Source organism: Anaerolineales bacterium (assembly GCA_019637805.1).
Classification (GTDB): domain Bacteria; phylum Chloroflexota; class Anaerolineae; order Anaerolineales; family UBA11579; genus JAMCZK01.
The window spans coordinates 805,078-827,711 of record JAHBVB010000001.1 but is presented as its reverse complement, the minus strand read 5'-3'; the positions used below and the strand labels follow the sequence as shown (position 1 = coordinate 827,711).

Sequence of the window (22,634 nt, the reverse complement as noted above, 5' to 3'; positions counted from 1 at the left end):
GCTCAGCCTTGCTCCAAGCCATAACGGCGGCGGCGCACCCAGGCCACCAGGCGCTGTCGCGCCCCGGACGGGATGAACGAAGCCAACCAGGGAACCACGCCGCCCCAGGCCAGCGGCCAGGCAGCCAGCGCCCGGCCGCACAGTTGGCGCACCAGGCGCATATCCTGGGCCTGGCCCTCACCCAGCAGGTTGCGGGCAAAGCTGGTGTACAAGCGCGCATACGCCTGCCGGCGGAAATTGGCGCTGAGCCCCGGGTCATCAGCGAAAGCCTTGTCCAAATAACGCTCAAAGTGGCTGACGGCTTCACGGCGTTGTGTCGAGATATTGCTGCCGTGCACACGCACGCCCACCAGGTCTTCGCGCACCAGGCTCACCGGGTGGCGCATCGCCATGCGCCGCCACAGGTCCAGGTCTTCGCCCCAGCGCATGGCCGTGTCAAAGCCGCCGGCTGCTTGCAGGGCATCCTTGCGCATCAGCATGCAGGGCATCGCCATCAGCACATCCCACTCTTGCAGCATGGCGGGGTAAATCTGCCCATCAAAACGCGAAGTGTCCCGCAAGCCCAAGTCACGGCCGGCATCATCGAACTTGGAAAACCAGCAGTGCACGAAGCCCAACTGCGGGTGGCGCTCAAAGAGCGCCACTTGCTTTTCCAGCTTGCTGGGCATAAAGAGATCATCCGAATCGAGGAAGGCGATGTAGCGGCCAGCCGCCTCAGCCACGCCGCGGTTGCGCGCCGCAGAGACCCCCGAGGCCGGCTGGGTGATATAGCGCAGCTTGCCCGCCTTGGCCAGCGGCTGCAAGATCTCAGCGGTTTCGTCCTCGGAACCGTCATCCACGACGATGATCTCGCAGTCAGGATAGGTCTGGGCAAAGACGCTCTCCAGCGCCTGCAGGATATAGGCGGCCCGGTTGCGGGTGGGGATGACCACGCTGACAGTCGGCGGCATGGCTAGATCTCCCGCTTGAAGAGGCGCGCCTGCCAGCGGTGCAGCAGCGGCAACAACCCGCTGCGCTGCAAGGCCGCCCGGACTGCGTGGCGCAAACGCCCCAGCTTCCACAGGGGTTGGCGGCGCGTAAGGTAAGCGTCCAAATCAGGCACAAAATTCGAGAGCGGCAGCCAGCTGGAGCCGCTGGCTAGTGCCTCCAAGCGCAAGGCGCTAGCCGCGTGCAACTGCGCCGGGTCGACTTTGTCAAAGACGCCGTAGCGCAGTTGCACGGCCGTGCGCTCCACGCTGGATTCTGTGGCGCCTTGGCGCGTGCTCAGCCCCTGGGCGGCATCGGTGAAATAACCCAGCAGGCCTTCAGCCCGCACCATACGCAGTCCTAAGGCCGCCAGGCGCAGCGAATAGTCCATATCGGCAGCGACGCGAAATTGCTCATCGTAATAGCCGGCCTGCTCACCCACCGCGGCGCGCAGCAGCCAAAAAGCGCCACCCTGGGCAAAGGCGCGCTGGAAATGGCCCGGGCTGTAAGCCGGCGTCTGGCGCAGTTCGCCCTGCTCTTCTCCATAGCGCGCCACGCGCAGATAATCTCCGTAGCACAGGACAGCCTCCGGCTCGCCATCCAAGGCCACGGCCTGACGCTGCAGGGAATCGACCACGCGGCGGTCGTCCACATTCCAGGGCGCCAAATACGGCGCTCTGGCGGCGCGCCAGGCGCGGTTCCATGAAGCGCCCAAAGTCTCCAGGCGCGGGGCTTGCAGCACCTGCACCTGTTTCTGATGCTTGGCGGCAAAGTCCCTGCACAGCTGCTTTTCACGCGCGTTGGGCAGGTTCAGCACCAGCACCAGTTCAGTTTCGGGGAAGATGGTTTGGGCTTGCAGGTTTTCGAAAAAGCCGGGTAAGTATTCCTCTCCCTGATAGACGGAAGCCAGAACACTAATAGAAGGCAAAAAATGCATTGCGCGGGATTATACCTGCGCCAAATTATGCGTGCCTAAGCGCTCAGCGGCCCCAAACGCGCCGCACCGGCTCAAATTCATCCAGAATATTGAAGATGCCCTGCACAAACTCGGTGGCCGTCCAGCGCGCCGCCCGCTGGCGGCCGCGCGCGACCAAGCGCTGGCGCAGCCTGGCATCCTTGTGCAATTTGGCGATGCCCTCGGCAATCGTCTCAGGGCTGGCCGGGTCCACCAGCAGGGCGGCATCCGCCAGTTGCTCCTCGGCCCCGTCCACTTTGGCGGCCAGCACCGGGCAACCTTGGGCAAAGGCTTCCAGCGGAGGCAGATTCTCCGGGCCGAAGAAGCTCACATAGCTCAGCGCCAGAGCGTGCTGGTAGAGGGCCAAGAGGGTCTCTTGTTCGACAAAGCCGAGAAAGTGCACCTGGTCGCCCAGACCCATCGCTTGAACGGCTTGCTGGATATAGGCCTTGTTGCCGTAGTCCGAGCCGGTCAACACCAGCGGTACGCGCAAACCCTGCTGGCGCAATTGTCGCAAAGCCAGCAGCAGGTTGTAGTGGTTCTTATGCGCCCAGAATTGGGCCGGGTAAAACAAATAGCCCGCTTCCAAGCCGGCAGGCAAGGGCAGTTCAGCCGCCTGCTGAGCGTACGCAGGCGTGGGGTGCGGCAGGATGTGGATGCGTTCCGCAGGAATTTGATAGAAGTCTACGATCTCTTGTTTGCCCGCCTGCGTGCCCGCCACTACGCCCGCGGCCCGGCGCAGGAAGGGGGCCAGGCCGCGCTCGCGGGCGGCCCACTCAGCGTATTCGCTCACCTCTGGGAACCAGGGCTGCTTGCGGTGCTGCAAATCCAGCACGATGGTCAGATACGGCAGGTCGATATCCAAGGGGCGCGGGCCGACCATCCAGACAAAGTCCACGTTCAATTGGCGCAGCTGGCGCTCCAGCGGACTGCGCCAGTCTCGCCGCTGGCGCCAGCTGGGCAGCAGTCGCTCGGCGAAGTCGTTCAGTTTCTCAGCCAGGCCGGGGCCGCGATAGGGCAGCCATTCCAAACCCGCTTGCTCGACCTGTTGGCGAGCCAGTTCACTGGGCGCGGAAACGACCACGAATTGGTGCTGTGATTGGGCGGCCAGCCGGCAGAGGGCGGCCAGCAGATCGCCCTGCATGGTAAATGCGCCGCCGTCTTCCGGGCGGTAGTGGTCCAAATAGACGGCGACCTTCATGCCGCCACCTTGCGGGCGACCGCCAGAATGTGCCAGGTGTCCTCGGTAATGGCGGCGTCAGTTTCGTACGCGGGCAAAAACTCCACCGGCTCAAAGCCGCTGCTTTCCAGGAAGGCGGCCATTTCCTGCACCAGGAAATAGCGGTTGACCTGAGTTTCGCTCAACTCCACGCGCCCCTCTGGCCCGTCCGCCACAATGGTGTAACCCACTTCAGCCAACTGGCTGGCGACATCCAAGCGGGTACGCGAAGTGCGCTGAATGCGCGTCTCGCCCTGGGTCCAGCTGCGTTCACGGTGGGGCTCATAGCCGCGCAACATGGCAGCGGCATGCCAAAATTCGAAGACGAACAGCCCGCCCGCCCGCAGGTGGCGGGCGACACCCTGCAATACCTGAAGGACGGCGGCGTTGGTTTGCACATAGCCAATCGAATCGAACAGGCAGTAAGCCGCATCAAAAGGCCCACCGTCCACGTCTAGATGGCGCATGTCTTGTAAGAGAAAATCCACTTTGGAGTTGGCCGCGGCGGCTTTGCGCCGGGCCACAGTCAGCAAATCTTCGGAATAATCTGTCGCCACGATTTGGTAGCCCAGCTTCTCCAGCTCCAAGGCATGGCGGCCGCTGCCACAAGCCAGCTCCAGTAGACGCCGGCTGGTTCCGCTGGCGTGCTGCTGCAGGCAGGCGTGCACGAAGGCCGCCTCGGCCGCATAAGGCTTCTCCGCATAGAAGATGTCGTAGTACTCGGCATGCTTGCCGGTATAGGAACTCATCAGCGGACAATTCCTCTAGCCCCCACTAACCCTCCCAGTTGGGGGCTTCGCGGATAGCGTCAGCAATAAAAGTGATCTGCTCTTCGGTCAGGTTCCAGGTGGAAGGCAGGTACAAGCCGTTTTCCCACAGCGAATCGGCTACCGGGCAGGGCACTTCACGGAAACCCTCCATCTTTTGCAAAACAGGCTGCTGGTTCATGGGGCAAAAGAAGGTGCGCGTCTGAATGCCGCGCTCGGCCAGGGCATCGGTCAGCTTATTGCGGTCAATGCCAAATTCCGGTTGGACCACAATGCCATACATCCAATACACGTTTTTGGCCCATTCCAGCTCGGTGGGCAGCTGAATTCCGGGGATCCCTGCCAATTTTTCGTTGTAGAGGCGCGCCACCCGGCGCTTTTCTTCCACGATCATATCTATCTTGCGCAGTTGGCCCAGGCCCAGGGCTGCCACGAATGCCGGCATGCGGAAGTTGAAACCGGCCAACTCGTGCTTGAAGCGCGGATTGGTGAAAGCCAGGTTGCGCAGTAAACGCAGCCGCTCAGCGTAGCCTTCATCGTTGGTGGTGATCATGCCACCTTCACCGGTGGTGATGATCTTGTTGGCGTAGAAGCTGAAAATCGCCATCTGCCCAAAGCTGCCAGTCATGCGCCCGCGCACCGTGGCCCCATGCGATTCGGCGCAGTCTTCAATCACCACCAGGTTGTGCTTATTGGCGATCTCCATCAAGCGATCCATGTCCACGGGGTGCCCATACAGGTGCACTGGGATGATCGCCTTGGTGCGCGGTGTAATCAAGTCCTCGATCAAATCCAGATCCAGGTTCCAGGTCTCGGGTTCGGAATCCACCGGCACGGGAACGGCGCCATTGTGCAAAGCCCCCAGAGCGGTAGCAATATTGGTACTGGCGCTCACCAGCACTTCGTCACCGGGCTGCAAATCCAGCGCCGCTACCGCCAGGTGCAAAGCCGACGAGCCACTGTTCACCGTCACGCCGAATTTGCAGCCTACATAGGCTGCAAATTCATTTTCAAAATCCTCAATGTATTTGCCATAGGTTCCAGAGACTTCGCCCTTACGCAGGGCGTCCACCACCATGGCAATTTCGTCTTCAGCAATCACGGGGTCAAAGACTGGGATCATTTTTTACATCCACAAAGACTTTGTCGTTCTCTTCGCCCAGGTACGGGCCTTGTTTAACGCTGATGCACTGCATGTCTTCCAAGACGCGGATGGCGTGTACACCGTGAATGAGCACAATCGCATCCCCCGGACCCATCTCAATTTCGCGCAGTTTCTCACCGTCGTCGCCGAACAAGTCCACCACCACCACCCCGCGCTGCACCACAAACATCTGCTGCAGATCATCGATCGTGCGGCTGACGGCCTTGTGATAATGCGGTGGCTCCACAAAACCGGCTTCGTGCGCCAGGAGGCCGAATTGGAATGAAGATTCTGCCGGAGAGTAAAAGGTGGTTTTATCCACGCGGGCATTCGCCCAAATGATCTCGGCATATTTAATGCCGTTGTATTCCACAACTTCAATGCTCATGAATTGGGCCTCCGGGTCGTTAAATTGTACTAGCCAAGATGATTTTTCGGTTTCCTGGCCACCACGCCAATAAATACGCCAAACAAATAGCTGGTATCTCTCTCCACCTGCAGACCGCCTTCAGTCACGAGCACGTGCAGCTCATCGCGGTCGTAGTTGCGGCCCAGCCAAATCTTATGGCTTTCATCCGCAATGCGGCCCAGCCAACCGGCTGGCCCCCGCCGGTTTGGAACTCCAATGAACAAAGATCCGCCTGGTTTAAGCAATCTCGCCATGGATTGGACGGCCAATAAGGGTTGGTCAATTTCTTCAATGGAAGAGCTGTTCCAAGCCAAGTCCAAGCTCTCTGGGGTGAGCGCCGGGTTGAATAGGTCCATCAGCACAAATTGCCCGGCAAATTGGGAAAAGCCAGCCTGCTGATGATCTTCTTGGTTGATATCCGCCGCGATGCTGAGCTGCACCTGAGGAAGCTGAGCCAGCAGGTGCGCCCCGTAACCACTGCCGCAGGCCACCTCAGCCACGCGCAGGTTCTCGCCGGTATGCAAGACTTGTGTCGCCAAAAAACGCACCAAGCCCTGGTTCATGCGCGCCCGCAGCCACTGATAAGGTCGTGTGGCTTCTAAGCGATCAAAAAGGGTCACAGCTTCTCCACCACGATCACCACCGAGGAGCCAAAGGGTAAGCGCAACCAGGGCAACAATAACGCTTCAAGCCGGCAAACAAGATCCAGCAAGGCGTTGACTGGCGGCGAGGGCAAAAACACGTCAGAACGGGTTGGCTGGTTGGCAGCCGGTTTGCGCAGGCGGTAAAGCACGCCGCGCACAAACACGACCAGCGGAAAGACCGCCGCGAACAAATACCCGGCATAGAGGGTCTGCACTGGTTGACCAGCGAACAGCGTTTTAAGCTGGGCCAGGTTGTACCGCCTTACCGAGTCCACGGCAATGTCATGCTGGCTGAGCAGCCAGGCATGCGCAGCCACCACCAGAATGCCGTAACCGCCGGGGCGAAGTGCGGAGACGAAGCTTGTGGCCAGCTCATCCGGCTGTACAGAAGCGACTTCAAGCACATCCACACAGGTAACCAGGTCGAATTGCTGGCGGAATGGCACGCGATTGGCGCTGGCCCGAACCAATGCCCCCGCCTGGCGGCGCGAAGCCCAGTGCAGCGCCACCGGGGAAAAGTCCAACCCAACAGCCAAGGCACTGCCGCCCGCTTGGGCGGCCAGTAAGCCACCGGTGCCGCAGCCCAGGTCGAGATAGCGGGTCGCCCGTCCCTGTTTATAGTCCGGTGGGATCAGGCGCTGCAAAAAGCGGCGCAATCCCCGGAACCACCAATGGCTTGGCTCCACTTCGTACAAACTTTGGTATTCATCAGGGCGCATAAAGACTTAATCACGGCCGGTGAGAAAACGGATGCGCAAACTGATCACTCGCAGCACATAGCGAAAACCAGTCACTAAAAAGCTTATCAGCGACGGCGCCGACTTGGAAAGACCCACGCTGCGATCACGGAAGGCATAGCCGACCTCGCGCACTCTCAATCCCGCCCGCTGCGCATCATAGATAAATTCAATGAAGTACTCACCATAACCGAAGGGGATCAACGTGACATGGTCAAAGACATTCCGCCGGATGGCGATGAAGCCGCTGTCATAATCGCGTACATGGCCGCCCAGCACCAGGCGGGCGAAACCGTTGATGGCATGACTGGCCCAAACCCGCAGGGGGTGGCGGCTGTCACTGCCACCCTCCACATAACGCGAGCCGATGGCGATGTCGCAGTCATCCAACTGGGCGATCAATTGGGCCATGACCGCGGCTGGCATGGTCATATCGGCATCCATCCAACCGATGATATCTCCGCTCGCTTCAAGTACGCCGCGGTGGAAGGCCGCCGCCAGGCCGCGTGCTTTACGGCGGATCAGCACCACTTCAGGCAAGCCTAACGCTGCAACCTGATCCGCCGTGCCATCTGGCGAATTGTCATCCACCACGATGATCTCCAGCGGTGGCCGGATCTCGGCGCGCAAAGCCTCAATGAGTTCAACAATATTCTCGCGCTCATTGTGGGTGGGGATGACAATGCTGACTTTGGGCTGAACGCTCATACTGTCTTTCGGTCCCTTACCACCTTTGCCGGGTTACCGACTGCTAAGACATAAGCAGGAACATCCGAATGCACTACGGACTGCGCCCCAATCACGGCCCCCGAGCCAATGGTCACTCCAGGCCGCACCAACACCCCAGTCGCCAGCCAAACGTCATCGCCTATCGTGATCGGCGCATAGCGATAGCCTTGCTGCTTGATCGGCGTATTGGGGTCAAAGTAAGCATGTTCCGCGGCCACCAGTGAGCTATACGCCGCAATCGCCACCTGGTTGCCTATGGTGATGTCATCGCCCGCATTGAGAATGGAACCCATGCCGACTTGAGTTTCAGCGCCAATCTGTAACTTCGCCTGGTTGGCTGCGACCAGGCGGGCCATCGTCTCCAGGTAAACGCCATCGCCCAGCACAATACTGCCCCGTTCGCGCAGGCGGAGATCCACATAAGGCAGTAGGGTGACATTGTCGCCAATAATCATCCGACCACGCCAACCGGGATCAGTGCGCACCAAAATTGGCCCTAAAGCCCGCAGGCCGCGGCCAATCTTGGCACCGGCGGCGCGTAAACGCAGCCAGGCCAGCAACGACCAAACGCCCCAGCGCACTGGGTGCTTGCGAGCAGCCATCAGCCACGCTCCTTGCGCACAGCATTTTGCAGACCCCAATAGATAGGCATGACCGCTCCCAACACACGCGTTGCCAGCCAATACCAAGGGCTGCGCAACAGACGCTCAATATCTTCTACGGGCCGCAGAGGTTCAGCAAGCTGGCCGCTGTCCAGGTCAGCGCGCAACTGCTGGATGGCTGGCGGATGCTGACCGCTGAAGCGCTGCAGCCACTGCAAAATTGGGCGACCCTTCTCGCCCAGGAACAGCGGCTCTTCAAGACGCAGATAATTCTTTTCATACCACTGTTGATTGCGTTTGAAGCTGTCGGTCCAGGTCACTTGAGAATAATAGCCGACCTTCTGCAGCGCCTGCTTCGGGAAGACGTAGGAATAATGGTGCAGGACGATGGGTTTTCCATCGCGCTGCGGAGTGGACTCAAGTTTCACAGCGCGCAAATCCCTGTCGTTTTGATCCACGACTGTAGCTGGCCTATGGTCTGTATAGCGAAAACCCTGCCCCCACTTGAACAAGCGATAAATCAGTGGATAGTTTTGAATATGCCACTTTCCGGTAATCACATAGTCCCAGCCTCCAAAGAACTCTACATAAGGAAAAGCCACCGCGGTTATGCCGGGTACGGCCTGCAGTCTTTCAAGGACGGCCCGAATGTCTTCGGGATGATAAAACTCGTCACTATCCACCTGCCACAGCCAATCACCGGTGGCGCGTTTGGCATAGGCCTGCGACATCTCATTCTTTTCCGGCCAAAAGCCGTCAGCGTAGCCTTCATCGGCAGCGGACACCAGGATCAATTTGCCCTCGGGATCTTCTTCCCTTTGAAAGCGCTGCAATCGTTCCCAAGTATCATCCTGCGAGTGTCCATCAACTCTGGCCAAAGGGGCGGCCGTTTGCACTGCGCCCTCGACCACGATGATCTGGTGCGCAAATGGGTACAAAGCCCGCAGGTTGTATTCGAGTAACGGTTGGGCGTTGAGCGCAATGATACCGAAGGTCACACGCGGTTGGCTCATGCGCGCCTCCAGCCCAACTGGCGCAAAGCGGCCTTTATACCAAAGGTTGCCTTGTCCACTAACGACCTTGGCGACCCCAATACGCGCCCAAAGTCCAGATACCGGCGCCAGGCCTCGATCCCCAGTGAGACATTGGCCCGACAAGCGGCCCACCAACGACGCTCGAGGGCGGCATCAAAAGCCGCTGCCGGGAAGACCCCCGAAGCTCGATTGGCTGTACGCAGCGCCGAAAACCAGTCTTCCAACTGCTCCAATCCGACGCGTCCCTGCGGATATTGCCAGTGGCTGATGGCGTGATGCATTTCGACCTCCGCCTGACTGGGGCTAAGGCCCATGCGTTGCAGCTGGCGTAGGCGAATTTGCTCAGCAATTTCCTGCTGCACATGGCCAAATTGCTGGCCAACCTGGTTGGGATGCAAACGATACAGCAGTAAAACCTCGTCCAAATTGGCAAAGCGCAGTTCGTCAGCTGCGCGCACCCACAAGTCATAGTCCTGGGCCCGGGCAAGGCGTTGATCGTATTGAAAGCCATCCGGGTCAAAACGAGTACGGCGCAGCATCACCGAGCTGTGCACCAACACCGGATTGAAAATCAATTCGCTGCGAATATCTGCGTCATGTGTGGGATACGCCCAGACCTGCTCTCGCTCCGTGCCTATGGTGCGCGCCCAACTGCCCAAGATATCAATGTCCGGGTGCTTATCCAAATAACGCGCCTGCAGTTCCAGGCGAGGCGGCAGGCAAATGTCATCATGATCCATGCGCGCAACGTATTCGCCAACCGCCTGTTGCAAGCCTGTATTCAATGAAGCCGCCAATCCCTGCTGTGATGGATTGGCCAAAACGCGTAAGCGAGGGTCTGTGCAATCGGTCAAGATCTGCGCGGTGTCATCCGTCGATCCGTCGTCTACCACCAGCAATTCAAAATCAGTCAGGGTTTGCCGCCATAGGCTGTACAGCGCAGCGGGCAAATGCTGCTGTCCATTGTACACAGCCATCACCACACTGACTTTAGGCATGGTCACCTGACAGCTCTTCCAGCAGGGCCAGCTCCATAGCCGCCACCCGCTCGAGAGAGAAATGCCGAAGTGCATACTCTCGAGCAGTTTTGCCCAACTGGGCCCGCAGGCTGGCGTCACCGGCTGCACGGCGAATTACCTCGCGCAAGCTGTCGGCGTCTGTTTCAGCAAGCAGCCCGTTGTCGCCATCTTGGATAATCTCGGCAATCCCGGATACCCGCGTGCCGATCACGGCGAGGCCACAAGCCATAGCCTCAATCAACGCTTTGGGATGGCCTTCATAAAAAGACGGCAGAATAAACACATCGCAGGTATTCAAAAGGGTGGGCAAATCGGTGTTGTCCATGCGGCCCGGCAGGCTAAGTTTTATGTCAAGGGTGTCCGCCTTGGCCCGCAATTCCGCTTTCTGGGGCCCGGCGCCAACCAAAACCAATTCGACATCCAACCCTGCCACAGCATTCAGCAAAGCGAGTAAATTTTTCTCCCAGGCCAGGCGGCCCACAAAGCCAATTCGTAAGCGGGAATTCTCTTGGGATTTCTGCGGCACAAACCGGTCAGTCTCCACATAGTTCGGGATGACTCGAATGCGTTCCTCAGGCAATCGATAATTTTCCTGGACGCGCTCAGCGATGACCTGAGTAGTCACTACCACTCGGTCGGCGGCGCCAAACACGTGTTTTTCGAGCTGGCGCGCGGCACGCGCCTGCCTAGAATCAACGCCATGGGTTTGTTCATCCACGAAAGAAAGCAAATAGCCACAACGGGCCACAAATCTTGCGCCAGCACGACGCGCAGCCGCCAGAGCGATCTCTGAGCCACTGACCTGATTGCTTTTGAATGCGTGCCCGCGTGGCGGAAACCATCTCAGGCAGCGTTTATACAACCCTGATGGCAGCTCGCGCGCATTGAAGCGCACACTAATCTCTGGTATTCGGGCAGCAATCTCGGCCTCGCCCGGTCCTCCATAAGTCACAAACTGGATGCGCCTGCCTAGCTTGGCCAAATGCTGATACAAAGCCACTTCGCGGGCCAGCATACCGCCCTGGGCCCAATCAGCTAGGGACACATCTTCAGTAAAAAAAATGACCAGGTCGTTCACCGGCTAGCTGACCTCATCCAAGATCGGTTTATAGATCTCGTGGTAATAGCGAGCGGCGATGCGCGGCCAGCCATACGCCTGAATACTCTCTAGGGCATTTGAGGTCAGCCGCTGGCTTAAAGCCTGGTCCTGCGCCAAAGCCAACAAATGTTCAGTCAGGCCGGCGCTGTCCTCCACTTCTGCCAGTAGGCCATTATGGGCGTGCTGCACAAGATCTGGCGCCAGGCCCACCCGCGTGCTCACCAGCGGCACGCCGCTGGCCTGCGCCTCCAGCACGCCGGATGGGCCACCCTCTTCGCGTGAAGCTACCAGATAGGCGTCCAAGGCCGCATAGCTTTTAGCCACAGCATGATAGTCCTCGAAGACATCATGTCGATAAGGAATACCCAGTTTGCGCAGGCCCTCGATCACATAGCCGCGCGCCGGCGCGGTGAGATAAACAAAAACAGGCATTTTGCCTTTAAGCTTGGAGACCACCTCCAACAGAACATCTGGCCCCTTGATCAGCTTGGGCTCCAAGCCTTCCTGGCTGCCCACCCCGTCCTTGTGGAAAGACCCAACAACAAACACGTTTTGCGGAATGCCTAAGCGTTCTCGAGCAGCCCGACGTGCTTCTTCACTGGACGGGTGAAATGTTTGCAAATCGACGCCCAACGGGATGTTGACGATCTTATCAGGGGATATTCCCCACGCTTTAAAGCGTTCTTCCATGATCGTGCTGGCGGTATGCAGTTTCAAGAACTGGTCTTGCTGCTGGACAATTTTGGCCAGAGCATTTTCAAAGCTGGCGTCGCCGCGAATTCCGTGAAAAATTGTCCCAACAACATAATTGTCGCGCATCACAGATCGTTGCAATCCAGCCTGGATCTCCCACAAAGAACCAAAATGAACGATCTGCCCAACCAATTTATCGGCAAAAGGTATCTTGCTGGCTGGCAAGCCAAAACTGGGCATTTCTTGCGCCACATAGTGGGCCACCCAATCCAATATCCAGTTGACTTCGGGGACCACAAAATACAGCTCTGGTCGCCCACTCAACCCAAGCTTGTGTTTCAGTTTCCGGGCCAGATAACGAACGCTAAGCATGTCCCGAAATCCTGGCGAATCTATTCAGTATATGCAGCCCATTGGCCGCAACCAAGTCACGGTAAAGGTTTCGATATTCCCCAGCCCTGGTGTGCAACTCAAAATTTTGCTCCACGACTTGACGGCCGGCCAGGCCCATTTGTCTGCGCAAACTGGCATCATCCACCAATTGCCGCAAAGCGGCGGTCAACTGGTCCAAATTATTGCTTTCAAATAAAATGCCGGTTTCGCCATCCTTTACCAGCTCTGGGATATCGTCGACGGCACTGGCCACCACGGGTTTCCCAGCGGCCATGGCTTCGATCAGCGAGTTGGGGATACCCTCATTATCAGGTAGCGAAGTGCAGGTGGCGATATCGTATCCCTTGGTCACCGGGATCGGATCCGCCAGTTCACCGGTGAAGATTACGGCGGCGCCCAGGTCTGCAGCCTCATCCCGCAATTGCTGCAACATAGGCGGAGCGCCAGGCTGGGTTGTATCTCCACCGCAAATTACCAGATGCACGTGCTGGTAGCCCGGCTGCTGGCGCAATTGCTTAACTCCAGCGATCAGCAGCGAAATATTCTTGCCTCCAGCCAGGCGGGAGGTACGCCCAATGATTACAGCATCTTGATCCAAACCGAACCGTTCAATCGAGGCGGCATCAAATGCTTGCAAATCCACACCGTTGTAAATCAAGCGAGCCTTTTCTGGCGAAACCACGGCCTCCAAACGCCGCAGCATGCCTCGCGTGGAGGCTACCACCATATCTAAGCCATCTTTGCGGTTAAGTGCCGCGCCGCCGCGCACGCCATCCACGCGCTCGATCACGCTAGGCACACCAGCCAAGCGGGCCGCATCTGTGTACAAGCGCAAGTTGGCCACCTGGGCTAAATCAATCCGATGACGCCACAAGTGCCAGGCTAACGCCCAGCGGCTGGGAGGCACAAAGTCCACTTGAGCTACTTGAGCATAGTCCGGTAAAAAATGATTGGAATGGGTCGCCACGAAGTAGAAATTGAATTCGTCTCTAAGCTCGCCTGCCAGGCGGAAGAGCCACTTTGGCATCCCTCCAACGCCAAACATCTGGAGCAGAAAAGCAATGCGCGGTTTCATCGTTGTTCTGGTTTGAAAGCCTGGATGCCAAAGCCGCCAGGGTATGCGCCCCAAAAGGCTTGTACTTGATGTACAGGTTGCTCATCGAAACGGAGGGCGTATTTACGCAAAACAAGATATATCTTGCGGAATGACCATGAGCGTAGTCGATAGAAACCGCCGCCGTTGAGTAAATTATTCGCCATCCAATGGCGCAGCATGTCGACAAAAACACTAAAGAACAAACCTTGTTTTTCAATCTGGATATTCTCAAAGCCCAACCGCTCCAGATGTGCTCTCCAGTACCATTCGGTATAGCGACCATAATCGCTCGGGTCTGCATGCTGACGGAACAAAAACGGCACAGTAACTATCAGGCGCCCTCCCGGTTTAAGTATCCGCCAAGTCTGGTGCAGCACAGCCGGAGGCGCAATCACATGTTCCAATACCTCGGCGCACAAAACCACATCAAATTGCTTGCTAACTAGCGGAAGTAAAGCTGCATCCGCTGCCAGGTCGGTCTGGTGACTTCGCCGAATGTTTAGGACCACGCGGCGAAAATCATCAGGCATACGGAACTCGCCACGGGTTACTCCTCGGACACCGCCTATGTCCAGTACGCGACTGGGGAATGAAATCTGGGCAAAGAGCTTTTGCTGAAAGCTGTCTACATAATACCTGCGCAGCGAGTACGAAATATCATCGCCTGATATTTCGGAAAGCGGTTTGTCTTTAAAAGGCAGCATAGGGCAATTACCCAGAGACCAACGCCTCTGCCCAAATCTCGCCCCAGCGAATTTCTAAATGCACGATTTCAAAGCCAGCTTCGGCCAACTCCGCGCGGAATTGCACCTCAGTAAATTCTGTTTTATGGTCTTCGTCCAGACGCCATTCGACCCCCAAGCGACGCTTATAGGGTACGCGCCAATCGCGCTCAAAAGAGGGTACGCGGATCAAAAAGCGCTTTGCTTGGCTGGCTTGCTGAATCGACTTTAGGGCCTGGGGGCGCTGTTCCAGATGCTCCAATACATTCGACATCACCACAATGTCATACGGCGGATTTGGGCTAATCTTCAACCCATCTCCTACAAAATACTGCACCTGTGAGTGCGAAAAGCGCAGGTGTGCTGTGGCAATGTTCTCTGGAACAATATCAATTCCATCAACCAAGGCTTTAGTCTGTTCCGCAATATCAGAAGCGACTGCCCCAATTCCAGTGCCGAAGTCCAATACGTGCTCGCCGGGCTGAATTCGCTCCACAAAGAACTGATGGTAATCCGTAAGCTCATGCTTGGGGTGTATCCCGCGGTTCTGTGCAATGGCTGCCTGCCCATGCAACTCATGGACTTTGCTGTCCAAGCGCATTAACGGCTCTGCGGCCCGTGCAGCATCTTTTGTCGTCATTTTTTCAAGAATCAAAAAAGCCAGCTCTCCCTGCTCATGTACTGAGAGAAATGTGATCAAGCGTTTGGTAATAAACCGAGCAAGTCTTGCCAACATGTGGGCTAACTCATTTGAAAGCAAATCTCGTGGTATCCGCCGCGATTCAGGGTTTCCGAAGCAAACACCACGGGCAGCTGCCAAAGCTCAATCATCTGTGTGATCGTCATTCCTCCCAACGGATCTGTGTGACTCGCATCTGTTCCCGGCGCAAAACCAATCATGATGTAGGCGCCTGGGGCTGCCACGCGTTTCCATTCACTTATCGTGCGCTGGGGGTCGACAGAATGGTCGAAGGAATTGGAATACAGCAGTTGAAATTTGCCAGTCCATTCTTTTGGAAGGTCATCAAAACTGCCTACATGAATATCTTCACGAGCGGCGTCAGGGTTGATCTCCACGCCCCATACACGGCCATCATGGGGATTTCCCGAGCCTATCCCCAAACGTTTGGCCAGGCGGATCTTTTCTTCGCCATGCTTCGACCGGTCAGCGCGGCGGGCAATCTCTTGCATTGTGTGAAGCCTCATTAACGGTCCATAGAACGTCGCTCGGAACATGTCCACTTCCGCGCCTGAGCGAACACCCAAGCACAAGATAGCGCCTGAGATGGACGGTTGCTGCTGACGCGTCTGATGAAGGCTCAAAAGTCGCTTGTAGCGCACCAAGTCGGTGAAATACACTTTGCAATAGCCGAACTTGTTTCTGCTGCGAACAACCTGGGCATCAATATACTCTTCTCGGTTCTTGTATCGGTATTGCTTCATGATTCCTCAGTCGGTCTTCAGATCAAATTGCAATTCGCACAGGGAACGGTATAAGTCACAGCGCGCCAGCAACTCAGTATGCTTGCCTTGGTCCACTACGCGCCCTTGGTCCAGCACTACGATTTGGTCGGCGTGGATCACCGTGGACAGCCGGTGAGCAATGATCACCGCTGTGGTGCCGCGGATCACCCGATCGATAGCATCTTGCACCAATTTCTCTGATTCGCTGTCCAATGAACTGGTTGCTTCATCCAGCAATAGGATCTGCGGCTTACGTACCACCGCTCGGGCGATCGCCAAGCGCTGGCGTTGGCCACCAGAAACCAGCACACCACGGTCGCCGATCAGGCTGTTATAACCTTGCGGCATGCGTTCAATAAATTCGTCAGCGTTGGCGATTTGGGCTGCTTCCCTTACATTTGCTAGAGAAACATCCAACCCCGGATAAGCAATATTGTCAAACACGCTGGCATTAAAGAGCAAACTCTCCTGCGAAACCACGCCGAACAGCCGGCGATATTCGCTCAGATCCAGCTCCCTGAGATCCTTGCCGTCGACCAAAATACGGCCTTCTTGTGGGTCATAGAAACGCAGCAGCAGATCGAACAACGTGGATTTGCCTGCCCCGCTGGGGCCTACCAGGGCGGTTATCTGGCCCTTGCGGATTTGAATATCCACATTCGTAAGCACCGGGCTATCGGCATAGGAAAAAGCCACATCGCTAAAACGAATGTCCTGTTTCAACTGCTGGACTGCTATCTCGCCGCCCCGGATGCTGGGCTGTTCACTGAATAAATCGCGCACGCGCTCACTGGTAGCAAACGTAGTCTGCAGGGCTGTATAGGTGCGCGCCAGGTCAGTAATCGGATCCAGAACAGCTCGCCCCACATAAAGATAAAGAAAGAAGCCTGTCGGCGTAAGAGTTCCCTGAAAGAGTTCCTGAGTGGCCAACAACAAAATCGCTACGTTACTGATGGCATTGATGATCTGTCCAACGGGCTCATCTACATGTTTAAAAACCCCATAGCGCAGGTTGATTAGGCGCAGCCGTTCTATGATATTGCTTAGACGCATGCGTTCATACGCTTCAGCGACAAACGACTTAACCACCCGAATACTGGAAATGACTTCCTGAATATAGGCTGTATTATCAGCCATAATATTGAACTGGTCACGCACGCGCTGCTTGATTGGATTGCGGATTAATTGAGTAAGGCCGTAATGCAAAGCCCCAGCCAAGATAATAAAGAGGGTCAAGCGCACATTGGTGCGGACGAGCAAGGCGCTGTAAAACAGGGCCAGGAAGCTGGAAACAACTACGCTGCGGGCAATGTTGGCTAGACCTGATACGGTAGCCCGCGTATCTTGATCCAGGCGAGAGATGAGCTCTCCAGTGCGCTTTCGATGGAAGAAATCCAACGAAAGCGAGATGACATGAGCAAACAGGTCCTTTTGTATCTCGCGTTCTGAATTGATACGAATCCATAAGGCAAGCAGATAGACACCAAAATTCAGCAGATACAAGAGGATCGAAATCACCAGATAGGCAATAGCCATGGCCCAAACAGTTTGCCATTGGCTCAGTTCGAATCCGGCGAGGATGGAAAGCAAATAGGCGCCGATGTTGTTCAGGTCCAAGCTGCCTAAGGCTTCTGGTTGTGCAGGAGTATTTTCCATGGACAAGTTGCCCAAGACAATATCCAGCATGGGCGCCATGACCAATGGTTGGGCCGCGGTCAGCAGGGAAACCAGAAAGTAACAGAAAATAAGCAGCAACACCAAGTGAAAGTTGGGACGCAAATAAGTCCAAAAAAATGTGCTGGCCTTTTCACCGACTGGTGAAGTCGAAGTTTGAGATGCCATTCGTGCTTGCCTTTAGCCAACCAGTGGGTTGGCTCTCTTTTGCGCAGTCCGGGCGGCTGCACGGTCCAAAATGCGTTCGCTCGAGCTGCCATCTCCCGGATCCACGTAGGTGCGAATATAGTTTTTTAATGCCTTAGCATCCACACGTAAATCGATCAAGCTTTTGGCCCCAAAACCAAGAATCATTTGCGGGATGCAGGTCCAGTGATTTACGCCTTCAAAATTAAACACACCGCCTTGGTGGGCTGTTCGCCACAGTTTATGGCTCAATTCATCCAAGTTGGGGCGATCCACACAAATGCCAAACGCATCAAACAGCGTCATCTCAAAGGCGGCGCTGCTATAGGAATGAATGCATACATCCGCAATACTCATCAGCTCATAGATGGTTGCTGGATAAAACTCTTCATCATAAATCGCCAAATCCGCCATGTCCTGGCTTGCAGGGCGCAGCAAATCCTTGCGACGGCCCTTAGCTACCAAAAAAGCATCGTTTTTGTCGCAAAAACGCCGCACGGCGCGGGTTAGAGCCTCGTCATTCCAGCCAAAAAGCAACCAAGGGAGATACTTCAGAAACGCCAAGCCTTCATCGCGCAGACCACGCCCAAAAGCCTTCAAGCGCTCTGTGCCTTTGCTGGCAAAGAAGGCGGGCCAATGCCCAGGCCAATAAGCCACATTGATGGGAAAGTACAGCACCACCGGCTTGCCATCCGCAATGCCATGCTTCTGCCGGATGAGCTCTGCATCCAGTTGGGTAGCAATGTCCAGACGCGGCGTACCCGTATAGACAACCTTGGCCTCCAGCTTTTGGCGAATTCCTGCCCCCGACCCTAGACCCTGTGCCGCAAAGTACTCACTCCCCCACTGCAGCCAATAAGGAGTTTGCAAGCAAATCAAATCGGAGCTTAGCAAGTCTTCGGGGGAAACACGAAGAAAAGTGTCCACCCCGTGATGCAACGTGACAAAGCAAGTGTTCCAGGCAGCATCCCCATAACGACTGCGCGGGTGCAGGGAAAATACTACGTCCGGGGCAGAGCGCTGCGCTAGACTCGGAACATCACTTTCCTGCTGAAACCATTCCAGCTTCACGCTCCCGGCAAAACGAGTTGGAAGCGGTTGATCCTTCAAAGCAAGATATTCCTTGCTCTCTCTGCCGGCATACAACCAAGCTTCGCACTGCCACCCACGGGCCAAGGCAGCCTGAATCAATGGCCCCATGTACTTGTAGAAATCTTTGCGATGCACCAGAAAAGCTGCTTTCATTTTGAGGATCACTTCTTTTTCTTGATTAGGTCGACATAGGTCTTGAACTGATCCATGGCGGCTTTATTCTTGGTCTTGTTGCTCTCGTGCATGCGGTAGCGGTACAGCGGAATGCGCAAATGATGGATCTGGTAATACTCCGCCAAGCGGGCGCGCAGTTCCTCCTCTTCCCGATGGCGGAATTCGCTGTTGTACATCCCCAAGTTGCGAATTAGGTCTGTGCGATACATGATGCCGCAGGACACCGGGTCGGTTTCCGCATACTTGCGTTCGAGCTTGTTGCCGAATTCATCCACCATGACATAGTCGCAGGAGACGCAAAAGGCTTCGTGGTTTTCCGCCAGGTAGCGGGTCTGAAACAGGAGTAGGTCTTCATTGATGTAGTCGTCCGCATCCACGCGCACGAAGTATTGGCCCATGGCCTCACGGATGCCTACGTTGGCGGATTCTGCAACGCCTTTGTTCTCTTCGTTCACAAAATAGCGGAAGTTCTTATGCTTCTTGAATTTCGCCAAGATCTTTACCGTGTTGTCTGTGCTGGCGTCATCGACCACAATGACCTCATAATCATTGTTGGGAAAATTCTGAGTCAGACAGCTGCGCAGGCAGCGATCGATGTACGCACCGTAATTGTATGAAGTGACAATGATGGTGGCTTTCATAGTAATTAACCCAGGTTGCTCTGCAGCAAGCTAAAGGTGTCTGCGTAGTAGCGCAGTTGGCGCAGGTCATCCAGGTCCATGGAACCCGCATGGCCCATCTCGGTCGGGACATGGAAGGTTTTGTTCAGGCTGAAATGCTTCTCAATGTAGGTTGCTCCACGAGCCAAGGCAAAGGCACAGGCGCCTACGCCCACCGTGTGGTCGCTGTATCCTTGAAAAATGCTGTTGGGGAAATCGGGCATGACTACTTCGCTGGCGGGGGTGGGGTACTTGGACACACAGTAGAAATACACAGCCTGCTCGTTGTCAAAAGGCACGCCCTTAGTTTGCCAGTCCCACATGCCCAGCGAGATCAGCACCGGTTTGCCGGTTTCGAAGATTTGCGCGCACAACGCAGGGTCTTCTTCCACCGTACGGCTGGCAATCTTGTAATATTTGAAGCCCAGATCCTCACACCACAGCACACGGTTGGCCGTAAATATAGACGCGGACAAATCAATGCCCAGGTTGTCGCAGTACTGCTTGAGCTCCTGTAGTTCGTCTTTCTCGATCTGCACATAGCTGCGCAACTCATCGCCAAACAGGACTTTGGAATCATACAGCTGGACCTTGACCGCGTCGGCCCCACCCAGCTTGCACTGCTGAATGATGGTCTTGGCGCGCGTCATGTCGCCGCTGAACTGCGGGTGAATTTCGGCGATCAAGTAGGTTTGTCCTAGGGCAGGGTGTTTATGCATAGCTGTTACCTATCACTGGGTTGGGAGTTTTGTTCCAGAAATTGGATGTCCTCCATGGTGTGCACATCCACATAGCGTGTGACAAACACGCCACAGTAGGTGCTCAACGATTTCTGGAAGACATAATCGTATTTCATCACACGAAACGCGGCATTTTGCAGCAGGCTCTCATCCACAGAAAAGATCTCGCTGCGATCATTCTCGATCAGTTTGGCAATCGCCGCGTCCAGGTCAGCTGCACGCACTTCAGGCGAATTGGCCTGCACTGACACGACCAGATCGGGTTTGTGGGCAAAGCTCTCGGCAGCGTGCACGATGACGTCTTGCTTAAAGGCCGCGTCACCTGCCAGCTGTGCAGGCCGGCGAATCAGCTTGGCGCCGAATTGCTCCGCCAGGCTGGCGATCTCGTCGTCTTCGGTGGAGACGTAGCACTCGCTGATATAGCTGGACTGCTGGCAGGCGCGCACGGCCCAATAGATCAGCGGCTTGCCCCACAGCATTTGCACATTCTTGCGCGGCAGCCGTTTGGAGCCACCGCGCGCCGGAATGACCGCATACACTACGGGCTTTTTCATCACGCTTTGCGCTCCAGAGAATATTCGCCGTCTGCGTAGCGCACGACCCAATCGGTATCGCTTTGCGGGTCAATACCCACTTCGAGGCAAGACAGACGGAAGATATCCAGCTCGGGTTCATCGCCCGTCAAAGCAACCTGGGCGATGCCGCGGCCTTTCATCTCTGTAATCAACTGCTTGGCCTGCAGGCGCAGTCCGTAGTACACCTTGAGCGAATCGCGTACGTATTGAGTGGCGTTGCGCTTAAAGGCATTCATGCCTTCGGCCGTCAAGTTGTAGCGCAGGCGAGTGCGGTCCATGCGGGTCGCCTTGAGGTAGCCGCGGCTGATTAGTCGCTTAATGTACCAGTTGACACTGCCGACGGCGATGCCCAAGTGGGTCGCCAGACCAGCCTGGGTGACGGTATCGTCCTCAGAGATCGCCTCCAGGAGGCGGTATTCGTGCTGTTTCATTTGAGCTTTCAGAATTTGAATTCTGACACGCGAACTAAGGAACGTCAAGAGTAGTCGCGCTAGGTTTATTTCAGCAGTTTGGCCGCCAAGATCTCTTCGATGCGTAAGGCAGTTTGGCCGTCCCAAAGCTCCGGGTGTATCGGTTGCGTTGGCGCGGCCTGCAAGTGCCTGTAACCTTCCAAGATGCCTTCAGGCCGGTTGCCCACCAGCCGGTTGGTGCCCTGGCTGATGGTGATCGGCCGTTCGGTGTTCTCGCGGGCCGTCAGGCAGGGGACGCCCAACATGGTGGTTTCTTCCTGGATTCCGCCCGAATCGGTCAGCACAAAGCGCGCCTGCGTCATCAGGCTGAGGAACTCCAAATAACCTATCGGCTCGGCCACCAGCACCCCAGCCTGCTCCAGGGGAGCCAACAGCTGCTGCGTGCGCAGCTTCTCACGGGTGCGCGGGTGCACCGGAAAGATTAGGGGGGCATCCTTTTGGATCTGCACCAGCACATCGACCAAGCCGCGCAAGATCTCCACATCGTCCACATTGGCCGGGCGGTGCAGAGTGATCAAGCCATATCGGCCGCGCGGCAAACCAAAGGTCTCCCAGGCGGCCAGCGCCTCTGCGACAGGCTGGAAGCGTTTCAGGCTGTCCACCATGATGTTGCCGACGCGGAAGATACGCTCGGCAGCCACGCCCTCGCGCAGCAGGTTCTCATCGCCGTCCGGGGAAGGCGTAAAAAGTACATCAGCCAGCATGTCGGTGACGATGCGGTTGTGCTCCTCCGGCATGCTGCGGTCAAAACTGCGCAGGCCGGCCTCTACGTGCGCCAGCGGCAAGTTGAGCTTGTTGGCCACCACCGCCGCCGCAAGGGTGGAATTGACATCCCCAAACACGACAACCATCTCAGGCTGGTGGTTTTGGAACTCTTTCTCAAGCTCCAAAACCATGCGGCCGATCTGCTCCGCCGGACTGCCGCCTTGAATATTGAGATATACGTCCGGCTGCGGCAGGCCCAGCTGCTCAAAAAAGATCTGTGACATGTTGGCATCAAAGTGCTGGCCGGTGTGCACCAGCCGCGCCGTAAAGCGTTGGCGCGCGGCGATCGACTCCATCAACGGAGCCGCTTTCATAAAATTAGGTCGGGCCCCCACCACCAATGTCAGCATATTGGGCATGGCGCAAGTCTACTCCAAAGCCCGGCTCTTGACGCTAGCCTTACCACCCTATACAATCACGCCACCTTAACATTGCTATGGGTGGCCGCAATCTCGCGGCATAACTGCGAAGCCGGTGTGAATCCGGCGCTGTCCCGCAACTGTAATTTGCTCTCTTGGAGCATTAAGCCAGGTCGCCGGCCCATAGCTTGTTTCGCACTCGTCCTCGTGGAAGGGAGGTGCACCAGCCGGAAGCCTCTTCCCGCCAG

At 56.5% G+C, this 22,634-nt stretch carries 25 protein-coding genes and 1 riboswitch; all 25 genes read right to left on the bottom strand.

Translation table 11 applies throughout. The annotated features are described in order from the left end of the window. Nucleotides 1–2: 2 nt before the first annotated feature. Complete coding sequence (locus KF885_04070; GenBank protein MBX3048327.1) at nt 3–950, bottom strand: glycosyltransferase; 948 nt, start codon at nt 948–950, stop codon at nt 3–5. 2 nt (nt 951–952) lie between these two features. Further along, nucleotides 953–1,903 (bottom strand): glycosyltransferase, encoded by a 951-nt coding sequence (locus tag KF885_04065; protein ID MBX3048326.1) that lies wholly within the window; start codon nt 1,901–1,903, stop codon nt 953–955. A gap of 43 nt (nt 1,904–1,946) precedes the next feature. Beyond that, nucleotides 1,947–3,122 (bottom strand): glycosyltransferase family 4 protein, encoded by a 1,176-nt coding sequence (locus tag KF885_04060; GenBank protein ID MBX3048325.1) that lies wholly within the window; start codon nt 3,120–3,122, stop codon nt 1,947–1,949. Further along, complete coding sequence (locus tag KF885_04055) at nt 3,119–3,889, bottom strand: class I SAM-dependent methyltransferase (protein ID MBX3048324.1); 771 nt, start codon at nt 3,887–3,889, stop codon at nt 3,119–3,121. Before KF885_04055 ends, KF885_04060 begins: the two co-directional genes overlap by 4 nt. A gap of 25 nt (nt 3,890–3,914) precedes the next feature. Next, nucleotides 3,915–5,030, bottom strand: a complete 1,116-nt coding sequence (locus KF885_04050; GenBank protein ID MBX3048323.1) for a DegT/DnrJ/EryC1/StrS family aminotransferase — start codon at nt 5,028–5,030, stop codon at nt 3,915–3,917. Next, on the bottom strand, nt 5,014–5,439 hold the full coding sequence (locus tag KF885_04045) for a hypothetical protein (GenBank protein MBX3048322.1): 426 nt from the start codon (nt 5,437–5,439) through the stop codon (nt 5,014–5,016). The genes KF885_04050 and KF885_04045 overlap by 17 nt, the downstream gene beginning before the upstream one ends. A gap of 29 nt (nt 5,440–5,468) precedes the next feature. Continuing rightward, the gene (locus tag KF885_04040) at nt 5,469–6,080 is read right to left on the bottom strand and encodes a class I SAM-dependent methyltransferase (protein MBX3048321.1); all 612 of its coding nucleotides are present in this window, start codon (nt 6,078–6,080) and stop codon (nt 5,469–5,471) included. Further along, on the bottom strand, nt 6,077–6,823 hold the full coding sequence (locus KF885_04035; GenBank protein MBX3048320.1) for a class I SAM-dependent methyltransferase: 747 nt from the start codon (nt 6,821–6,823) through the stop codon (nt 6,077–6,079). Before KF885_04035 ends, KF885_04040 begins: the two co-directional genes overlap by 4 nt. Before the next feature lie 6 nt (nt 6,824–6,829). Further along, nucleotides 6,830–7,549 (bottom strand): glycosyltransferase, encoded by a 720-nt coding sequence (locus KF885_04030; GenBank protein ID MBX3048319.1) that lies wholly within the window; start codon nt 7,547–7,549, stop codon nt 6,830–6,832. Continuing rightward, the gene (locus tag KF885_04025; protein MBX3048318.1) at nt 7,546–8,172 is read right to left on the bottom strand and encodes an acyltransferase; all 627 of its coding nucleotides are present in this window, start codon (nt 8,170–8,172) and stop codon (nt 7,546–7,548) included. Before KF885_04025 ends, KF885_04030 begins: the two co-directional genes overlap by 4 nt. Then, nucleotides 8,172–9,185: a glycosyltransferase family 2 protein gene (locus KF885_04020; protein ID MBX3048317.1), complete on the bottom strand. Its 1,014-nt coding sequence runs from the start codon at nt 9,183–9,185 to the stop codon at nt 8,172–8,174. The genes KF885_04025 and KF885_04020 overlap by 1 nt, the downstream gene beginning before the upstream one ends. Further along, nucleotides 9,182–10,204, bottom strand: coding sequence for a glycosyltransferase (locus KF885_04015; GenBank protein ID MBX3048316.1), 1,023 nt, complete (start codon nt 10,202–10,204; stop codon nt 9,182–9,184). Before KF885_04015 ends, KF885_04020 begins: the two co-directional genes overlap by 4 nt. Continuing rightward, a complete protein-coding gene (locus KF885_04010) occupies nt 10,197–11,303 on the bottom strand; it encodes a glycosyltransferase family 4 protein (GenBank protein MBX3048315.1) in 1,107 nt (368 codons plus the stop codon). The genes KF885_04015 and KF885_04010 overlap by 8 nt, the downstream gene beginning before the upstream one ends. Nucleotides 11,304–11,306: 3 nt before the next feature. After that, the gene (locus tag KF885_04005) at nt 11,307–12,257 is read right to left on the bottom strand and encodes a glycosyltransferase family 4 protein (GenBank protein ID MBX3048314.1); all 951 of its coding nucleotides are present in this window, start codon (nt 12,255–12,257) and stop codon (nt 11,307–11,309) included. 124 nt (nt 12,258–12,381) lie between these two features. Then, the gene (locus tag KF885_04000; GenBank protein ID MBX3048313.1) at nt 12,382–13,437 is read right to left on the bottom strand and encodes a glycosyltransferase family 4 protein; all 1,056 of its coding nucleotides are present in this window, start codon (nt 13,435–13,437) and stop codon (nt 12,382–12,384) included. 44 nt (nt 13,438–13,481) lie between these two features. Further along, nucleotides 13,482–14,210, bottom strand: coding sequence for a methyltransferase domain-containing protein (locus KF885_03995; GenBank protein ID MBX3048312.1), 729 nt, complete (start codon nt 14,208–14,210; stop codon nt 13,482–13,484). 7 nt (nt 14,211–14,217) lie between these two features. Next, nucleotides 14,218–14,964 carry a class I SAM-dependent methyltransferase gene (locus tag KF885_03990; GenBank protein ID MBX3048311.1) on the bottom strand — a complete coding sequence of 249 codons (747 nt, stop codon included), beginning with the start codon at nt 14,962–14,964 and terminating at the stop codon, nt 14,218–14,220. A gap of 5 nt (nt 14,965–14,969) precedes the next feature. Continuing rightward, a complete protein-coding gene (locus KF885_03985) occupies nt 14,970–15,671 on the bottom strand; it encodes a class I SAM-dependent methyltransferase (GenBank protein ID MBX3048310.1) in 702 nt (233 codons plus the stop codon). Between the two features lie 6 nt (nt 15,672–15,677). After that, nucleotides 15,678–17,534 carry an ABC transporter ATP-binding protein gene (locus KF885_03980; GenBank protein MBX3048309.1) on the bottom strand — a complete coding sequence of 619 codons (1,857 nt, stop codon included), beginning with the start codon at nt 17,532–17,534 and terminating at the stop codon, nt 15,678–15,680. Nucleotides 17,535–17,546: 12 nt separating this feature from the next. Next, a complete protein-coding gene (locus KF885_03975; GenBank protein ID MBX3048308.1) occupies nt 17,547–18,797 on the bottom strand; it encodes a hypothetical protein in 1,251 nt (416 codons plus the stop codon). Nucleotides 18,798–18,805: 8 nt separating this feature from the next. After that, nucleotides 18,806–19,459, bottom strand: a complete 654-nt coding sequence (locus KF885_03970) for a glycosyltransferase family 2 protein (protein ID MBX3048307.1) — start codon at nt 19,457–19,459, stop codon at nt 18,806–18,808. A 5-nt stretch (nt 19,460–19,464) separates the two neighbouring features. Next, a complete protein-coding gene (locus KF885_03965; GenBank protein MBX3048306.1) occupies nt 19,465–20,196 on the bottom strand; it encodes an N-acetylneuraminate synthase family protein in 732 nt (243 codons plus the stop codon). Nucleotides 20,197–20,201: 5 nt separating this feature from the next. Continuing rightward, nucleotides 20,202–20,771 (bottom strand): 2-C-methyl-D-erythritol 4-phosphate cytidylyltransferase, encoded by a 570-nt coding sequence (locus KF885_03960; GenBank protein ID MBX3048305.1) that lies wholly within the window; start codon nt 20,769–20,771, stop codon nt 20,202–20,204. Next, nucleotides 20,771–21,223 carry a winged helix-turn-helix transcriptional regulator gene (locus tag KF885_03955; GenBank protein ID MBX3048304.1) on the bottom strand — a complete coding sequence of 151 codons (453 nt, stop codon included), beginning with the start codon at nt 21,221–21,223 and terminating at the stop codon, nt 20,771–20,773. The genes KF885_03960 and KF885_03955 overlap by 1 nt, the downstream gene beginning before the upstream one ends. Before the next feature lie 65 nt (nt 21,224–21,288). Next, on the bottom strand, nt 21,289–22,386 hold the full coding sequence (gene wecB, locus KF885_03950) for a UDP-N-acetylglucosamine 2-epimerase (non-hydrolyzing) (GenBank protein ID MBX3048303.1): 1,098 nt from the start codon (nt 22,384–22,386) through the stop codon (nt 21,289–21,291). Nucleotides 22,387–22,448: 62 nt separating this feature from the next. Next, nucleotides 22,449–22,586: riboswitch (cobalamin riboswitch) on the top strand. The last annotated feature ends 48 nt before the right edge of the window (nt 22,587–22,634 follow it).

What these genes read in the sequence shown, in the direction of transcription:
- KF885_04055 (MBX3048324.1), bottom strand. Translation starts at nt 3,889, where the DNA reads ATGAGTTCCTATACCGGCAAGCATGCCGAGTACTACGACATCTTCTAT.
- KF885_03960 (MBX3048305.1), bottom strand. Translation starts at nt 20,771, where the DNA reads ATGAAAAAGCCCGTAGTGTATGCGGTCATTCCGGCGCGCGGTGGCTCC.
- KF885_03965 (MBX3048306.1), bottom strand. Translation starts at nt 20,196, where the DNA reads ATGCATAAACACCCTGCCCTAGGACAAACCTACTTGATCGCCGAAATT.
- KF885_03975 (MBX3048308.1), bottom strand. Translation starts at nt 18,797, where the DNA reads ATGAAAGCAGCTTTTCTGGTGCATCGCAAAGATTTCTACAAGTACATG.
- KF885_03990 (MBX3048311.1), bottom strand. Translation starts at nt 14,964, where the DNA reads ATGTTGGCAAGACTTGCTCGGTTTATTACCAAACGCTTGATCACATTT.
- wecB (MBX3048303.1), bottom strand. Translation starts at nt 22,386, where the DNA reads ATGCCCAATATGCTGACATTGGTGGTGGGGGCCCGACCTAATTTTATG.
- KF885_04000 (MBX3048313.1), bottom strand. Translation starts at nt 13,437, where the DNA reads ATGCCAAAGTGGCTCTTCCGCCTGGCAGGCGAGCTTAGAGACGAATTC.
- KF885_04050 (MBX3048323.1), bottom strand. Translation starts at nt 5,030, where the DNA reads ATGATCCCAGTCTTTGACCCCGTGATTGCTGAAGACGAAATTGCCATG.
- KF885_04005 (MBX3048314.1), bottom strand. Translation starts at nt 12,257, where the DNA reads ATGCCCAGTTTTGGCTTGCCAGCCAGCAAGATACCTTTTGCCGATAAA.
- KF885_04015 (MBX3048316.1), bottom strand. Translation starts at nt 10,204, where the DNA reads ATGCCTAAAGTCAGTGTGGTGATGGCTGTGTACAATGGACAGCAGCAT.
- KF885_04070 (MBX3048327.1), bottom strand. Translation starts at nt 950, where the DNA reads ATGCCGCCGACTGTCAGCGTGGTCATCCCCACCCGCAACCGGGCCGCC.
- KF885_03980 (MBX3048309.1), bottom strand. Translation starts at nt 17,534, where the DNA reads ATGGCATCTCAAACTTCGACTTCACCAGTCGGTGAAAAGGCCAGCACA.
- KF885_04035 (MBX3048320.1), bottom strand. Translation starts at nt 6,823, where the DNA reads ATGCGCCCTGATGAATACCAAAGTTTGTACGAAGTGGAGCCAAGCCAT.
- KF885_04030 (MBX3048319.1), bottom strand. Translation starts at nt 7,549, where the DNA reads ATGAGCGTTCAGCCCAAAGTCAGCATTGTCATCCCCACCCACAATGAG.
- KF885_04045 (MBX3048322.1), bottom strand. Translation starts at nt 5,439, where the DNA reads ATGAGCATTGAAGTTGTGGAATACAACGGCATTAAATATGCCGAGATC.
- KF885_04025 (MBX3048318.1), bottom strand. Translation starts at nt 8,172, where the DNA reads ATGGCTGCTCGCAAGCACCCAGTGCGCTGGGGCGTTTGGTCGTTGCTG.
- KF885_03970 (MBX3048307.1), bottom strand. Translation starts at nt 19,459, where the DNA reads ATGAAAGCCACCATCATTGTCACTTCATACAATTACGGTGCGTACATC.
- KF885_03955 (MBX3048304.1), bottom strand. Translation starts at nt 21,223, where the DNA reads ATGAAACAGCACGAATACCGCCTCCTGGAGGCGATCTCTGAGGACGAT.
- KF885_03995 (MBX3048312.1), bottom strand. Translation starts at nt 14,210, where the DNA reads ATGCTGCCTTTTAAAGACAAACCGCTTTCCGAAATATCAGGCGATGAT.
- KF885_04020 (MBX3048317.1), bottom strand. Translation starts at nt 9,185, where the DNA reads ATGAGCCAACCGCGTGTGACCTTCGGTATCATTGCGCTCAACGCCCAA.
- KF885_04060 (MBX3048325.1), bottom strand. Translation starts at nt 3,122, where the DNA reads ATGAAGGTCGCCGTCTATTTGGACCACTACCGCCCGGAAGACGGCGGC.
- KF885_04065 (MBX3048326.1), bottom strand. Translation starts at nt 1,903, where the DNA reads ATGCATTTTTTGCCTTCTATTAGTGTTCTGGCTTCCGTCTATCAGGGA.
- KF885_03985 (MBX3048310.1), bottom strand. Translation starts at nt 15,671, where the DNA reads ATGAAGCAATACCGATACAAGAACCGAGAAGAGTATATTGATGCCCAG.